This window comes from Aeribacillus sp. SP014 (assembly GCF_054055575.1).
This window is the reverse complement of record NZ_JBSRXI010000001.1, coordinates 3,306,835-3,323,225: the sequence shown is the minus strand read 5'-3', so window position 1 is coordinate 3,323,225 and position 16,391 is coordinate 3,306,835. Positions and strand designations below refer to the sequence as shown.

Annotated in this window: 10 protein-coding genes and 1 pseudogene; 9 read left to right on the top strand and 2 right to left on the bottom strand. The window is 41.0% G+C overall.

From position 1 onward, the window contains the following. Positions 1-3 precede the first annotated feature (3 nt). Positions 4-1,287, top strand: coding sequence for an isocitrate lyase (gene aceA, locus ACVIJU_RS16230; protein WP_063386619.1), 1,284 nt, complete (start codon positions 4-6; stop codon positions 1,285-1,287). A gap of 69 nt (positions 1,288-1,356) precedes the next feature. On the opposite strand, the gene ACVIJU_RS16225 is transcribed toward aceA, so the two are convergent. Further along, the gene (locus ACVIJU_RS16225; RefSeq protein ID WP_063386620.1) at positions 1,357-1,578 is read right to left on the bottom strand and encodes an IDEAL domain-containing protein; all 222 of its coding nucleotides are present in this window, start codon (positions 1,576-1,578) and stop codon (positions 1,357-1,359) included. Positions 1,579-1,807: 229 nt separating this feature from the next. Here ACVIJU_RS16225 and ACVIJU_RS16220 point away from each other — a divergent pair, with 229 nt between their 5' ends. Continuing rightward, positions 1,808-2,380 carry a competence protein ComK gene (locus ACVIJU_RS16220; protein WP_082829581.1) on the top strand — a complete coding sequence of 191 codons (573 nt, stop codon included), beginning with the start codon at positions 1,808-1,810 and terminating at the stop codon, positions 2,378-2,380. Positions 2,381-2,561: 181 nt separating this feature from the next. On the opposite strand, the gene ACVIJU_RS16215 is transcribed toward ACVIJU_RS16220, so the two are convergent. Further along, positions 2,562-2,942, bottom strand: coding sequence for a hypothetical protein (locus ACVIJU_RS16215; protein WP_063386621.1), 381 nt, complete (start codon positions 2,940-2,942; stop codon positions 2,562-2,564). A 152-nt stretch (positions 2,943-3,094) separates the two neighbouring features. Here ACVIJU_RS16215 and ACVIJU_RS16210 point away from each other — a divergent pair, with 152 nt between their 5' ends. The 7 genes and pseudogenes from ACVIJU_RS16210 to ACVIJU_RS16180 all read left to right on the top strand — a co-directional run. After that, positions 3,095-3,712 (top strand): TVP38/TMEM64 family protein, encoded by a 618-nt coding sequence (locus tag ACVIJU_RS16210; RefSeq protein ID WP_063386622.1) that lies wholly within the window; start codon positions 3,095-3,097, stop codon positions 3,710-3,712. 10 nt (positions 3,713-3,722) lie between these two features. After that, positions 3,723-4,229, top strand: coding sequence for a signal peptidase I (lepB, locus tag ACVIJU_RS16205; protein WP_339229468.1), 507 nt, complete (start codon positions 3,723-3,725; stop codon positions 4,227-4,229). A gap of 158 nt (positions 4,230-4,387) precedes the next feature. Further along, on the top strand, positions 4,388-7,891 hold the full coding sequence (addB, locus tag ACVIJU_RS16200; RefSeq protein ID WP_456687779.1) for a helicase-exonuclease AddAB subunit AddB: 3,504 nt from the start codon (positions 4,388-4,390) through the stop codon (positions 7,889-7,891). Then, positions 7,881-11,612: a helicase-exonuclease AddAB subunit AddA gene (gene addA, locus ACVIJU_RS16195; RefSeq protein WP_456687778.1), complete on the top strand. Its 3,732-nt coding sequence runs from the start codon at positions 7,881-7,883 to the stop codon at positions 11,610-11,612. Before addB ends, addA begins: the two co-directional genes overlap by 11 nt. A gap of 29 nt (positions 11,613-11,641) precedes the next feature. After that, positions 11,642-12,823 carry an exonuclease SbcCD subunit D gene (locus ACVIJU_RS16190; RefSeq protein WP_066250620.1) on the top strand — a complete coding sequence of 394 codons (1,182 nt, stop codon included), beginning with the start codon at positions 11,642-11,644 and terminating at the stop codon, positions 12,821-12,823. Continuing rightward, positions 12,820-13,203 carry an AAA family ATPase gene (locus ACVIJU_RS16185; RefSeq protein WP_456687777.1) on the top strand — a complete coding sequence of 128 codons (384 nt, stop codon included), beginning with the start codon at positions 12,820-12,822 and terminating at the stop codon, positions 13,201-13,203. The genes ACVIJU_RS16190 and ACVIJU_RS16185 overlap by 4 nt, the downstream gene beginning before the upstream one ends. A 2,359-nt stretch (positions 13,204-15,562) precedes the next feature. After that, positions 15,563-16,228: pseudogene (locus tag ACVIJU_RS16180) on the top strand (SbcC/MukB-like Walker B domain-containing protein); the annotation flags it as partial. Positions 16,229-16,391: the final 163 nt, after the last annotated feature.

The window sequence follows — 16,391 nt, the reverse complement described above, 5'->3', positions numbered from 1 at the left end:
AAGATGACATTACAAGAAAAAGCGAGACAATTGCAAGAAAGCTGGGAGAAAGATGAACGCTGGAAAGGGATTACACGCCCTTATTCGGCTGAAGATGTGTTGAAGCTTAGAGGTTCCATTGAAATCGAATATACTCTTGCCAGAAGAGGAGCAGAAAAATTTTGGAATTTAATGAAAACTGAGGAATACGTAAATGCCCTCGGAGCTTTGACAGGAAATCAAGCTGTCCAACAAGTAAAAGCCGGATTAAAAGCAATTTACTTAAGCGGCTGGCAAGTGGCAGCAGATGCTAATCTTGCGGGGCAAATGTATCCGGATCAAAGCTTGTATCCTGCTAACAGTGTGCCGCATGTCGTAAAGCGGATTAATCAAGCTTTGCAGCGGGCAGATCAGATCCATCATATGGAAGGGGATCATTCAATTGATTGGTTCGTTCCAATTGTTGCGGATGCTGAAGCTGGATTTGGCGGTCAGTTGAACGTTTTTGAATTGATGAAGGCGATGATTGAAGCAGGAGCAGCTGCTGTTCACTTCGAGGATCAATTGTCTTCTGAGAAAAAATGCGGCCATTTAGGCGGAAAAGTTTTGCTCCCGACACAAACAGCTATTCGCAATTTGATTGCTGCAAGACTGGCTGCTGATGTGATGAATGTTCCGACTGTTATCATTGCTCGCACTGACGCCAATGCGGCTGATTTGATCACAAGCGACATCGATGACAGGGATAAAGAGTTTATTACTGGGGAACGGACACAGGAAGGATTTTTCCGCACTCGCGCTGGTCTTGATCAAGCAATTGCTAGAGGTTTGGCATATGCGCCATACGCAGACATGATTTGGTGTGAAACATCTGAACCTAATTTGGAAGAAGCACGGAAGTTTGCTGAGGCTATTCATAAAGAATTCCCAGGCAAGTTATTGGCATATAACTGCTCACCTTCCTTTAACTGGAAGAAAAAGCTTGATGACGATACTATCGCACGCTTCCAAAAGGAAATTGCTTCTTACGGCTACAAGTTCCAATTCGTTACTTTAGCTGGATTCCATGCATTGAATTACAGCATGTTTGAACTTGCACGCAAGTATAAAGATCATGGAATGGCTGCCTACTCTGAACTTCAGCAAGCCGAATTTAGAAGCGAACAGTATGGTTATACAGCAACACGGCATCAGAGGGAGGTTGGAACTGGTTATTTTGATGAGGTTGCCCAAGTGATTACTGGAGGTACTTCTTCTACAACCGCTTTAAAAGGGTCTACGGAAGCTGAACAATTTACCACAACTTAATTGACTGGCCATAATCATTACCTTCACATAGATTGAGCCAATCCTCTGGGATTGGCTTTTTTTTATCATTTAACGCACCCATTTCGCATATTCTTTGGATAGCTCCATAAATTTTTCTCTATCTTTTCGGTCCAGAGCATCATTAATTTTGTCTTCCAGCATTTTTTTTCGATGATTGAACCATGCTTCGTCCAGAATCATTTGGATGTATACATCCATCATGAAGTTTTCTGGATTTTCCTTCACAGAACGGGTCTTCATCAGTTCGGAATAAGATTTCCGGTTTTCCATAACCCATCACCTCTGATGCCTTTTTTATATTATATGGATTTCGGAAGGAAAAATCAACTTATAATTTGTAATTTTTAGAAAAATTATATTAACAATAACATCTTGCCTTGATCTAATGCTTTGTATTTAAAAATTTTAAAAAAATATAGAAATTTTGGAATTTTTATGATAGATTTGAATCAGTAAAAAAGAACTATTATATAGAAAAAATTAGGAGGTAAGAATTCTAGTGAGTACGAAGCAGTTTGAGGCAGAAAAATGTATTGTAAATGGGGAAACAATGGCAATTTTGCCTTTTAGAAAAGAACATCACTTGTACGCTAAAATTTTGGAAACTAGCGGAGAGCGCATAGTACCTATTCGACCTGTTTATGTTATTGATCAAAGCTGCCGTTATTATGGTTCAAGCTTTAAAGGAAGAGTTGAAGGATCAAAAGGGCTGCTTGGCATAACAAAAAAGCTTCCGATTGTCATTGATCCTGCCAATTCCCTTTATTTTTTTCCTACTCATTCACCCGCAAGGCATCAGTGCGCCTGGTTTTCCCATTCCCACATTTCCCGCTTTATGAAAACAGATTCGAATTGTACGGAAGTCATATTCCGTAACGGTCAGAAAATAGTTGCTGACATATCTCCATCTTCTTTTTCCCATCAATTTTATAAAACGGCACATCTTCGAACGATTATCTCTTCAAGAATTGAGCAGGAGCAGCGCCGCATGAACACAATCCTTTTTCCGAAGGAGCAGCATGCATATATTTATGAACAGCTCGTTCGCGAATTCAGAAAAGAAGATGGATAAGCTTTATCTTCCGGCACGCAAGCTGTCAATTTGCGTGCTTTTTTCCGTGTTAGAAAATGGGGGAGATTTCATTTTTTCTGTTATAAGGGGACAGGCATTCAACGGGCGAAACAAATAGTCCTGTTCCCTCATCTTCTGTAGCGAACGGTTTGGCCGTTGTCTTTCTTTTAAGATAAAAAGTCTAAGAGGTTGGAATGCCAGATTTTTTTTCAGTTTTAAACAAATAATGTTCAATCAGTTCATTTACTTTATTTCGGATTCTTGGGTTGAAGTAGCTGTGGTGTTCTTCGTAGCCGTTATAGTAGAAAGTGTACGTTGTGAATGCTTCATCCTGTTTGGCTTTTAAAACTTTCACCTTTTGTCTGCGCAATTCTTTGCGAACCTCTGCCAAATCTTTTTGTACAAGCTTTAACGCCTCTTCAATTAGATGCAAATAAGGATCTTTCAGCTTGAATGGACTTTTTTTTACGACATTCATGTCTTTGTTCAGCACCGTAGCAGTCATCGGTAAGTAGATCGACTGTTCAATCAAATGGCGAATGTCGGTTGGTATTTTCGACATAGGGAATACCTCGCTTCAAATGGAACATATGTTCTATTTTTATTATAAAACAGGAAAATAAATCATTTCAATTAATTTTTTTCGGCAAAATTTTTCAACTTATGCTCAAAAGGTGTAAAATAAAAGGAGATGTTGAAGTAAGGAGTTAAGATATGGATGTCATTGCATTTTTCGATTCCATTACATTAGAAGATGTTGAACGATTCTTTAAAGAATACCGAGCGCTCGGACCTCTTCCAGGGATTCTGCTTCCGATGCTTGAGGCTTTTTTTCCGTTCTTGCCTCTTATTCTGTTTGTAATTGCGAACGCTAATTCATTTGGACTTTGGTTCGGCTTTTTGTACTCGTGGATCGGTTCATCGGCAGGCGCATTGCTCGTGTTTTTTTTAGTGCGAAAGTTTGGCCGGAAGCGTTTTTTAAATTTTTTAAGCAGACATGAAAAAGTAAGACGAATGATGAACTGGGTCGAACGGCACGGCTTTGCTCCTTTATTTTTAATGCTCTGTTTCCCTTTTACGCCTTCTGCGCTTGTAAATGTAGTAGCCGGTCTTTCCAAAATCAATGTGTGGCAGTTTGCGCTCGCTGTTTTATCAGGGAAGCTCGTGATGATTTTTATGCTTAGCTTATCAGGGTATGATTTACGGGAGCTGATTGAAGAGCCCGTCCGGTTGATCATTGTGTTTGTTGTGATGGCGCTCATGTGGTTTATCGGAAAAAGGATTGAGCAGCGTTTAAATGTTTCGTTAATTAAACGAAAAGATAAAAAGTAGGTGAAGAGCCGTGAGGAAAAAACGAGTTATTGCGGGAATCGTCACTTCAGCTCTTTTATCAACCGTTTTAATTAAAAATATTGCGTTTGCCGCGTACACTGTTGATGGCGTATCGATGCAGCCCACCTTAAAAGAAGGCCATCATTTTTATATAAATAAATTGACGAATCGGTTTAATAAAATTGAACGGTTTGACATTGTCGTGTTTCAGATGCCTGGCGAAAAGCAAGTTTTGGTTAAAAGGGTCATCGGCCTTCCAGGAGAAAAAATTGAATATCGAAACGACAAATTATATGTGAATGGGAAATATGTACCGGAACCATTTTTAAAGAAAAATAAAGAAAAAGTATATGGAAATCCGATCACAGGGAATTTTACATTAAAAGAAATAACTGGAAAAGAAGCGGTGCCGGAAAAATGTATTTTTGTCATTGGCGACAATCGGTTAAACAGCAGGGACAGCCGGCATTTTGGCTTTGTTCATGCAAAAAATGTGATCGGAGAGGTAAAACCGTAAACGATGATTCCTATTAGTTGGAAATTCGGATTGTCCGAATCAATGGATTTTCAAAACCATTTACAGTAAAATAAATGTATTCATAAACACGAAATCAGAATGGGACAAGAAAATTGTCCCATTTTCCGTTTGGATGCCTTCTGAAGGGGGGAGATTTCATGGGTATTAAGTTTTTGGTCGGTTCATCCGGCACAGGAAAAACGACGGCAATCTTAAACGAAATTAGGGAAAAATTAAAAGAAGATCCGTATAATGGAAAACCTATTTTGTTTCTTGTTCCAGATCAAATGACTTTTCAAATGGAATATGAACTGATGAAAACTCCGGAATTAGGAGGAATCATTAGAGCGCAAGTATTGAGCTTCAACCGTTTGGCGTGGAGGGTGCTGCAGGAGGAAGGAGGCATCAGCCGTACCTTTATTTCCCAAACAGGCATGAACATGTTTCTTCGAAAAATCATCGAAGAAAAAAAGCACGAATTTAAAGTGTTTTCCAAAGCAAGTGAAAAAAAAGGCTTTATTGAGCATATCGAACAGATGATTACAGAAATGAAAAGATATATCATCAGTCCAGATATGCTGGATGATCAAGTAAAAAAATTAGCGGAAAGCCATGATCATAGAGAGCGGATTCTTTCCGATAAATTGAAAGATTTGGCGGGCATCTATCGTTCCGTGGAAAAATTATTTGCTGATAAATACATAGATTCAGAGGATTATTTGCAGCTTCTTTCAGAGAAGATTTATGAATCAAGCTACATGGACGGAGCGGAAATTTATATCGACGGCTTTCACAATTTTACGCCTCAAGAATTGCAAGTAGTCGAATCGATGATGAAAACAGCTTCTTCTATAACAATTGCTCTCACATTGGATAAACCGCCTGAAGAGGCCGTTGCCGACGAGCTTCATTTATTTTACATGACGGCTGAAACCTTTTCTTTGCTGAAAAAAATGGCTGAACGAAATAATATTTCCATTGATGAAGTAGCATATATGACTGACCGGAAACGTTTTATTGAAGAGCCGTCACTTGTTCATCTAGAAAAAATGTACTCTTCCCATACTCCCGAACCTTTTCACGGAGACAGCGCGATTGTATTTATGCAAGCGGTGAATAGACGCGCCGAAATTGAAGGGATTGCTAGAGAAATTATCCGCCTCGTTCGGGATGAGGGAGTGCGATTTCGGGAGATTGCACTGCTTATTAGAAACATGTCCGATTACAGAGATTTGCTGGAGCAATTGTTTCAAGATTACGAGATTCCTTTTTTTATAGATGAAAAAAGCTCAATGACATATCATCCGCTGATCGAATTTATCCGCTCGAGCTTGGAAGTCATAACCGGAAACTGGCGGTATGAAGCTGTTTTCAGAACGATTAAAACAGAATTTCTTTACCCGCTAGATGCCGATAAAGCCGAAATGAGAAAAGAAATGGATCAATTGGAAAATTATGTGCTTGCCTACGGTATTCAAGGGAAAAAATGGACGGATCAAGCCGGCTGGACGTACAGGAAGTACCATTCATTCTATGGCAACGACAAAAAGACAGATGAAGAAGAGGAAATAGAAAAACGGATCAATCAATTACGGAAGCTGATTGTGGAGCCTCTGCAGGCATTGGAAAATAAGATGAAACGCGCCAAAACCGGCAGGGATATGGCCGAAGCGCTATATATGTATTTAGAACAAACAAAAGTGCCTGATAAGCTGGAGCTTCTTCGTCTAGATGCGGAAAATGGAGGGAACTTGATTGAAGCAAGGGAGCATGATCAAGTTTGGAATGCTGTGATAGAGCTATTGGATGAATTTGTAGAAATTATGGGCGATCAGGAAATTTCCATTCATTTGTTTAGGGAAATGGTCGAAACCGGAATGGAATCGATGAAATTTTCTCTCGTTCCGCCGGCCATTGACCAAGTGATTGTCGCAACACTTGACCGGTCACGTTTATATGGCATTAAGATGGCATTTATTGCAGGAGCAAATGACGGAGTGCTTCCGGCAAAACCGGTGGAAGACGGAGTTTTAACAGATGATGAAAGAGAGCTTCTATATCATAATGGAGTGAAGCTTGCGCCGACAGCTCGAAGAAAATTGCTGGATGAAAATTTTTTGATTTATTTAGCGCTCGCGTCTGCTAAGCAAAAGCTGTATGTATCGTATTCTTTGGCGGATGAAGAAGGAAAAGCGCTCATGCCGTCTATTATTGTCAAACGGTTAAAAGAAATATTTCCAGATGCTAAGGAAATGATCTCTCTTAATGAACCGGAAAGTGAGGAGGCGGAAGAACAGCTTTCTTTTATTGTCAGTCCGAATGTTTCTTTGTCTGTTTTAACTTCAAAATTGCAAAATTGGAAAAAGCAGTATCCTCTCCATGAGCTGTGGTGGGATGTTTACAATTACTTTGTATATGATCAAGAATGGAGCAGCAAAGCGAAAAAGGCGATTGCCAGCCTGTTTTATTCAAATACAGAAAGACCTTTATCCGAAGAGGTAAGCAGAAAATTATATGGACGGAAAATACAAGGAAGCGTTTCAAGGATGGAGCGGTTTCGGGCATGTCCTTTTGCCCACTTTGCTTCTCACGGCTTAAAGTTAAAAGAACGGGAGTATTACAGATTGGAAGCGCCGGATATCGGCCAATTGTTCCATGCGGCATTAAAGCTGATGGCAGACCGGCTTCAAAGCATGAAAGTAGAATGGCGCGAATTAACAAAGGAGAATTGCGAAAGACTTGCTCATGATGCAGTCGAACAGCTGGCGCCGAAGCTGCAAAAAGAAATTTTAATGAGCACAAACCGCCACTATTATATTAAACGCAAGCTTCAAAATATTGTTGCCCGCGCATCAAAGGTTTTAAGCGAACATGCAAAAGCAAGCGGTTTTGTCCCAATTGGTTTAGAAATATCATTTGATGAAAAAAGCAAGCTCCCCCCGTTCCGATTTAAGCTTGAAAACGGATGTACGTTGGAGGTCGTCGGAAGGATAGACCGAGTGGATAAAGCGGAAAGTTCGAAAGGTCTTTTGCTTCGCATCGTCGATTTTAAATCGAGCGACAAAACATTAAATTTGGCAGAAGTGTATTACGGCATTGCGCTGCAGATGCTCACTTACTTGGATGTTGTTATTTCCAATTCTCAATCTTGGCTTGGCGTAGAAGCGACTCCAGCAGGGGTGCTGTATTTCCATATTCATGATCCGTTCATACAGTCCCCAGATTTATTAACGGATGATGAAATAGAAGAAGAAATTTTGAAGAAATTTAAAATGAAAGGCTTGCTGCTTGGAGACGAAGAAACGGTGCGGTTAATGGATCAAAAATTGGAAAGCGGCTATTCCAAAATCGTTCAAGCCGGCATAAAGAAAACCGGGGAATTTTATGCAAATTCTCAAATCGCCAGCGAGGATGAATTTCATGCATTACGCTCGTATATCCGGCGCGAATTTAAGCGGATCGGTACGGAAATAACAGACGGAAATATTTCCATTGCGCCATATAAAATGAAAGAGAAAACGCCTTGCACCTTTTGTTCCTTTAAATCGGTCTGTCAATTTGATGAATCGATTGAAACGAACCGTTTTCGCATATTGAAAAGCTTAAAAGGGGAAGAAGTGCTGCAAAAGGTAAGAGAGAAGGTGGATTCAGATGAAGAATGAGCTGAAAAAGTTAGAAAAAGGCCAATGGACCGATGAACAATGGAAAGCGATTGTTGCCGACGGACAAGATATATTAGTGGCGGCCGCTGCCGGATCAGGGAAAACGGCCGTTCTAGTTGAGCGGATTATTCGCAAGCTGACCGACAATCAGCATCCTGTAGATGTGGACCGGCTGTTAATCGTAACGTTTACAAACGCTGCGGCTGCAGAAATGCGCAGCAGAATTGGCGAAGCGCTGGCAAAGGCTTTGCGAAAACAGCCTTCTTCCCTCCATCTGCGCCGCCAATTAACCCTTTTAAACAAAGCGCAAATATCAACATTGCATTCTTTTTGCCTGCAAGTTGTTCGCAAATTTTATTACAAAATTGATATTGATCCCGGGTTTCGAATAGCGGACGAAACAGAAATGGAACTGTTAATGGAAGATTGCATGGATGAATTGTTAGAAGAAGAATACGGAATGGAGCATAATGAACTATTTTTCGAATTAGTTGACAAATATACAGGCGATCGCTCAGATGATGAAATCAAAAAAATTATTAGATCCATTTATGAATTTGCTAGATCTAATCCATTCCCGGAAAAATGGCTTGATGAAATGGTGCAAATGTATGACATAGAACAAGCTGAATCATACGAGGACTTGCCGTTTTTTCAATATTTACGGAAGGATATAGCGATACAGCTTTCCGGAATAAAGGATTTGTTAGCGAGAGCTCTCGACATTACGAAATTGCCGGGCGGCCCCTCTCCAAGGGCTGAAAATTTACTCGATGACATGAAACAGGTGGAAAACATTATAAACGCTTCATCGTGGCAGGAGCTTGCCGAGCAAATGAGAGCTTTTCAACCGACACGCGCCAAGGCATGCAGGGGAGAAGAATATCGAAAAGAGCTCATTGATGAAGTGACGGAAATGAGAAAGAAAGCGACAAAGGAAATAGAGAAATTAAAAAATGAGCTTTTCTCCAGGGATATTCAAAACCAACTGCTCGATTTGAAAAAAATGAAGCGCACAATGATTTGTTTAGCCGACTTGGTGAAAAAATTTGCTGTCCGGCTGGAAGCAATGAAAAAAGAAAAAGGAATTGTCGATTTTTCGGATCTTGAGCATTATTGTTTACAAATATTAACAGAAAAAGATGAGAAAGGAAATGTTGTTCCGAGTGATGCTGCTTTGTTTTTCAAACGACAATTTCAAGAAGTATTAGTGGATGAATACCAAGATACCAACTTGGTGCAGGAAGCGATTTTAAAGCTGGTGTCAAAAGATCATGAAGCGGAAGGAAATCTATTTATGGTCGGCGATGTAAAACAATCCATTTATCGTTTCCGGCTGGCTGAACCGTTATTGTTTTTGGCGAAATATAAACGGTTTACCTCCAGCGGAACGAATTCCGGCTTGCGCATCGATTTAGCTAAAAATTTCCGCAGCCGAAAAGAAGTTTTGGACGCCACAAATTTTCTTTTCAAACAATTGATGGGAGAGACTGTAGGCGAAGTCGTTTATGATGAGGCAGCAGAATTGAAGCTTGGCGCACGTTATCCAGAGAACAGTAGAATGAATACAGAGCTCCTCCTAATAGACCGCCGGAAGGAGGAATTAGCAGAAAAAGAAGAAATAATGATTGAATTTGATGAAGAAGAATTGGAAACGGTGCAGCTTGAAGCCCGCCTTATGGCGAAAAAAATAAAAGAGCTTATTCAGGAAGGCTTTCCTGTTTACGACCGAAAGCTTGATCGTACGAGACCTGTCACATACAGAGATATTGTGATCCTGCTTCGTTCGATGCCTTGGGCGCCGCAAATCATGGAAGAGTTTAAGCAGCAAGGTATTCCGGTGTATGCGAATTTATCAACAGGATATTTTGAAGCAACAGAAGTGGCCATTATGCTTTCGCTTTTAAAAATTATCGACAATCCTTATCAAGATATTCCGCTCGCTTCTGTGCTGCGTTCGCCGATTGTCGGCTTAAGCGGAAATGAACTTGCCATCATCCGTCTTTATAAGAAAAACGGTGCGTATTTCGATGCACTTGAATCATTTTTGCAGCAAGAAAAAGCCCATCATAGCGAGCTTTATCAGAAAGTAAGCGAATTTGTCAGCCGGCTCAATCAATGGCGGAACTTGGCGAGAAAAAGCTCCGTTTCGAATTTAATTTGGCAATTGTACCGTGATACCCGCTTTTTTGATTTTGCAGGCGGAATGCCCGGCGGAAAGCAGCGGCAGGCCAATTTAAGGGCATTATATGACAGAGCAAGGCAATATGAGGAAACGTCCTTTCGGGGATTGTTCCGATTCTTGAGGTTTATTGAAAGAATGCAGGAACGGGGCGATGATTTAGGAGCAGCAAGAGCTTTAGGAGAACAGGAAGATGTTGTCCGAATTATGACGATTCATTCAAGCAAGGGGCTTGAATTTCCGATTGTTTTCTGTGCAGGTTTATCTAAACGATTTAATATGAAAGATTTGACCAAAAAATATTTGCTCGATAAAGAATTAGGGTTTGCCTCGCTGTTTATCGATGAAAAAAAGCGGATTGTGTATCCTACTCTTCATTATATAGCTGTAAAAAAGAAATTGAGAATGGAAATGCTTTCGGAAGAGCTTAGGGTATTGTATGTGGCTTTGACTAGAGCAAAGGAAAAGCTGTTTTTAATCGGCACAGTAAAAGACGGAGAAAAAAAGTTTAAAGAATGGGAGCAATCATTCACTCACCGCGAATGGCTGCTTCCAGATTACGATCGTTTAAAGGCAGTATGTTATTTAGATTGGATCGGTCCGGCTGTCATCCGTCATAAAGATGCGGCAATTTTACGAGAAGAAGAAAGAGAAGCAGCGGATGAAATCTTCTCTTATCCGGTGAAATTGCAAATTGATGTGATTCCTGAAGAAAAATTAAAAGAGCAAAATGAGCAGGCAGCGGTTATGATGGATGAAAAAATGGACGCTTTGAGAAATTTTGTTCCTGTTCAGTCAACAAGTAGCTTTGCCAACCAAGTGCAAAATCAGTTGTCCTGGAGCTATCCTTTTTCAGATGCAGCCTCTCTCCGGTCGAAGCAATCGGTGACGGAAATCAAAAGAAGACTTCAATTTTCAGATGAATACAGCGACATTTCCATAAAGAAGAAAATACAAGGGAATTCCTCGTACAAGCGTCCGAAATTTATGCAGGCAAAATCTCTTACAGCAGCAGAAAAAGGAACGGCCATGCACACAGTGATGCAGCATTTGCCATTGGGTGAAGACTTGACGGAACAAACGATTCGACAAACCGTGCATTCTCTCGTGAAAAAAGAAATATTAACGGAGGAGCAGGTGGAAGCGGTCAATGTAGTAGGAATTGTGCAATTTTTTGAATCACCGCTGGGTAGACGCCTAAAAGGCGCAAAAAAAATTTTTCGCGAGATCCCTTTCAATTTGGCAGTGCCGGCGAACGAAATTTACGAAAAAGGAAGTTCTCTCAATACTGAAACGGTCATCGTTCAAGGTGTGATCGACTGCCTTTTTGAAGATGACGATGGGCTCGTTCTGTTAGATTACAAAACGGATGCGGTAAAGGATCGTTTTCCATCCATTGAAAAGGCAAAACAGGTGCTTGCTTCTCGATATGAAATTCAAATTGACTTGTATGCAAAGGCGGTAGAGTCAATCTTAAAAAGACGAGTCGATGATCGGTATTTATTCTTTTTTGATGCAGGGCTCATCATAAAATTATAGATTTGCAGACTATTTTAGAGGTGAGGCAATTGAGAATCTTGCATACGGCGGATTGGCATCTCGGAAAAACGCTTGAAGGTCGGAGCAGGCTAAAAGAGCAGGCACAGTTTCTTGATGAACTGTATGAAATTGTTGTAAAGGAGAAAATTGATGTCATTTTGATGGCAGGAGACGTTTTTGATACGGTGAATCCTCCGGCAGGAGCAGAAAAGCTGTTTTATGAAAGTATTTCAAGACTTTCTGATAGAGGAAAAAGACGTGTTATCATCATTTCCGGAAATCATGACAGTCCGGAACGATTGCAAGCAGCAGCTCCGCTGGCAAAGGAGCAGGCGATCGAGCTGATCGGCTACCCGAGAGGCGATGTTTTAACGGTTGAAGTTCCGCGGACAAATGAAACAATGAAGCTGGCGGCGCTTGCTTATCCGTCGGAAGCAAGGCTGAATGAACTGCTTTCAAACGAATATGATGAACTCTTATTGAGAGAGCATTACGATGAAAAAATTCGCGGCTTGTTTGCAATGATGAGCAGAGAGTTTGAACCTCATACGGTGAATATTGCCATGAGCCATCTTTATGTAGCCGGAGGCAGCACGACAGATTCGGAGAGACCGATTGAAGTCGGCGGAGCGTATACAGTTCGAGCCACAAGCCTCCCGGAAAAAGCGCAATATGTCGCATTGGGGCATCTTCACCGGCCGCAAAATGTTAAAAAGTCCAATGTGCCGGCAAGATATTCCGGATCGCCGCTTGCCTATAGCTTTTCTGAGGCAGGTTATACGAAGTCTGTCACAGTGATCGATGCAAAACCCGGCGAGAACGCGGTTGTTTCCGAAATTTATTTGTCGAGCGGAAAACCGCTTGTGAAATGGAAAGCAACTGGCGGTCTTCTTCAAGTTCACCAGTGGCTTGAAGAAGGAAGAGACAAAAACGCATGGATTGATCTTGAAATTTTTTTGACCGACAGCCTTTCATTAGAAGAAATTCATCGGTTGAGAAAATGGCACGACGGCTTTATTCACATCCGGCCGATTTTTGAAAAAGAAGCCGAAAAGATCCAACAAGAAAGAAGAGAAAATCTCCCGATTGATGAAATGTTTAAACGTTTTTACAAAAAACAAACTGGCGGCGCCGAGCCGGAGACAGAGCTCATTGAACTGTTTATGACATTGCTCTCTGAAGACTTAAAAGAGGAAGGAGCACAGTCATGAAGCCGATAAAACTTTCTTTAGCTGGACTGAATAGCTATCGAAAGATGCAGACGGTCGATTTTGAAACACTATGCGACGGCGGTGTCTTCGGAATATTTGGTCCGACTGGCAGTGGAAAATCAACGATATTGGATGCCATTACGTTAGCGCTTTATGGAAAAGTAGAGCGAGCGGCCAATAATACGCAAGGGATAATGAATCATGCGGAAGATCAATTATATGTCAGTTTTACATTTGAGCTTGAAGATGGCCGATCAAAAAAAAGATACACTGTTGAACGAACATTTAAGCGGGTGGATAATGTCAGGATCAACACAAGGCTGTGCCGGCTTCTCGAAATAGGAGAAGAAACGGTCGTTTTGGCAGATACAAACAAATGATGTAAATGACAAGATTTACGAGCTTTTAGGGCTGACGATAGAGGATTTTACCCGCGCTGTTGTCCTTCCGCAAGGGAAGTTTGCTGAATTTCTTTCTTTAAAAGGCTCGGAAAGAAGGAAAATGTTTGAACGATTGTTCAATTTGGAACGATTCGGCGACCAATTAAATAAAAAGCTGAAAAAACGTCTTTTGGAATCAAGACAGCAATTCGCTGAATTGTCAGCGGAACAAGCAGGTCTTGGCGATGCCTCGAAAGGAGCCGTTTTAGAGGCTGAAAAAACGTTTATACGCTGTGATACAGTGCTGAAAGAACGGGAAAAGCAGCTGGATGAGGCAGCAAAGAAATTTGAGCGGATTCAGACAATCTGGAATTTGCAGACGGAAAAAACGACTTATGAGAAAAAACGACAGGAGCTTGAGCAAGAAAAGGAGCGGTTTCAAGAAATCGAAGAAAAGCTGAAAAAAGCGGAGCAAGCGGAGATGCTGAAACCATATGCGGAAGCAGTGCTCGAGCATTTAGCGGAAAAGGACCGTTTTGAAAAAGAAACAGAGCATTGGCAGCAGGAAGAGAAAAAGCTAGCAAGCCTTTATAAAGAAAAAAAGGAAGCTTTTGAAGCGATTCGTGCCAAAAAAGCTGTTGAAGAGCCGGAGCTTTTAACAAAACGTGAACTATTGAAACAGCTTATCTCATTGGATGCAGAAATCAAAGAGGATGAAGCATCGTTTGCAAAGCTGAAAGAAGACTATGAAGCATTGAAAACGAGGCTGCATGAAAAACAGCATACAGAGAGAAAGACGAGCGAATTATTAAATAGGGCGTTAGAGAAGCAGCAGGCTTTAAAACAGCAGGCGAAAGAAGAAACAGTTTCAAGAGAATTCCGGGAAAAAATCCAAAAAGCATATCAACAGAAGCTGAAAATCATGCAGCTTATGAAAGACGAATATGAATTAAAAAGCAAAAAGCAAAAGAAAGAAGACCAGCTTAACGAATGGCGGGAAAAGGCTGACGAGTCCGCCCGCAAAAAGAGTGAATTAAACGAACGCCTGGCAGGTAATTTCAATCAATTACAAAAAGTTTATGATCGTTTATGCAGCCAAATGCGGGAGCATGAATTTTTTAAAGAAAAAGTAAAGGATGATTTACAGGCTGCAAAAAGTCAGCTTGAAGAAGAAAGAACAAATCAGGCGGCAGCTTTGATTTCCGAGCAGTTGACGGAGGGGGAACCTTGCCCTGTCTGCGGCTCCACACATCATCCGGCCCCGAACAGACATTTTTCGATTGAACGTTTAAAAAAATTAGAAGAAACAACGCAGCAGCTAGAACGAATTTTCAAAGAATGTGATCAAACCGAACAGCTGTATTCCTCGCTGAAGCAAAAGCTGCAGGAGCTGTCTGAAGATTTACAAGCGGAACAGTCATTCCTTGCCGGAGTGAAAGAAATAGCGTCGGCTAACGAAGAGCCGATCATTACGATGGACGATAAGCCTCATGATCTTTTGGCATATGACAAATTTAAAATCGAATGGAAAGCTTTGAACCAAGATTACTTAGAAATAAAAGACGCAATAAGAAAAACAATAGCAGACATTCGTGAAGTCAACCATATTACAGCACAAATAGAACCGTTGCTGGATGCTGGGGAAAAAGACTTATCCGAAATCATGCTACAATTGCAAAATGTAATAGAGCAGCTGGAAGAAGAAAAAAGAAAGTGGGATTTAGAGTTTGCTGATCTCGATATGGATCAAATCGAGATGTATGTAAAGGAAATTAGTAAAAAAGACTCGCTCGTTGAACAGCTGCACGAACGAATTGAAAAAAGCGTCAGCTTTATTCAAGAAAAAGAACAGGAAATCGAGCGGTTAAGGGAAGAAATACTCAATCTTTCCACTCAATTAGCTGCCAAAAAAGGAGAAATGGACAGGCAGGCAGAACTGATAGCCGATAAACAGAAAAGGCTCACAGCGCAAAGAGCTGCAAAGGAAAACCTTTTAACAGAACTTAAGAGGATCGATCTTGCCCTTGAACAGCTAAAAAGGGATGAACAAGCAGCTTATGATATTTTTCAAAAAACGGCAAATGAATATCAAAAAGCTGAAAGTCAGCTCCATACCGCCAAACAGCAATTGGCAAGCTGTATAAGCAAGCTTGAAAAAGCGGAAAAAAATTGGAACGACCGAAAACAGCAGACTCCTTTTGCAAATGTGCATGAAGTGAGAAATTCCGTTTTGCAGGAAGAAGAAAAACTGGCTATGCAAACGAGTCTAGATCAATATAAAAAAGAAATGGAGCATGTAGCATCTGCAATTGAACGTCTGGAAGAAAAATTAGGCGGAACTGTTCTTAAGCAGGAAACATGGGAAGAAACGAAAAAATGCTTAGAAGAAGCTAGAAAGCAAGTAAACGAAGCAATGGAACAAAGAGGCGCGGCGGCAAAGCATTTGCAGCTGTTAAAGGAAAAACATGAACGATATGTGGAAATAGAAAAAGAGAAAGAAGAGTTGCAGCTTCTTCTTAATCGGTTAGAAAAACTTCAAGCCGTCCTGAAAGGGAATAGTTTTGTCGAATACATGGCTGAGGAACAGCTTCAACAAATAAGCTTTGATGCTTCACAGCGGCTTGGGGAATTGACAAGACAAAGATATGCGATTGAAGTCGATTCAGAAGGCGGTTTTATCATGCGTGACGATGCAAATGGCGGAGTAAAACGACCTGTTTCGACATTATCTGGCGGAGAAACATTTTTAACTTCTTTAGCCTTAGCTTTGTCGTTGTCCACCCAAATTCAGCTTCGCGGAAAATATCCGCTTCAGTTTTTTTTCCTTGATGAAGGGTTTGGAACGCTTGATGCAGAGCTTCTCGATACGGTTGTATCGGCTTTGGAAAAACTGCAATCGCAAAATTTATCCGTTGGCGTAATCAGTCACGTGCAGGAGCTAAGGGAACGATTGCCTAAGCGGCTGATCATTGAGCCAGCTGAACCTTCCGGAAATGGAACGACCGTGCGAATCGAAACGATTTAATTACATGAAGCAAGGATATTTCTTACCTAGTATGCCGTTACCAGTTAACAGCAAGTATTACATTCTCTAAAGGATCTTAACCGCTCAACGTGACGGGGCTGTCTAATAAGTCGATTTTCCGGCTTATAGACGCCCCGTTAATGTTTTAGAAATGTTGATATAT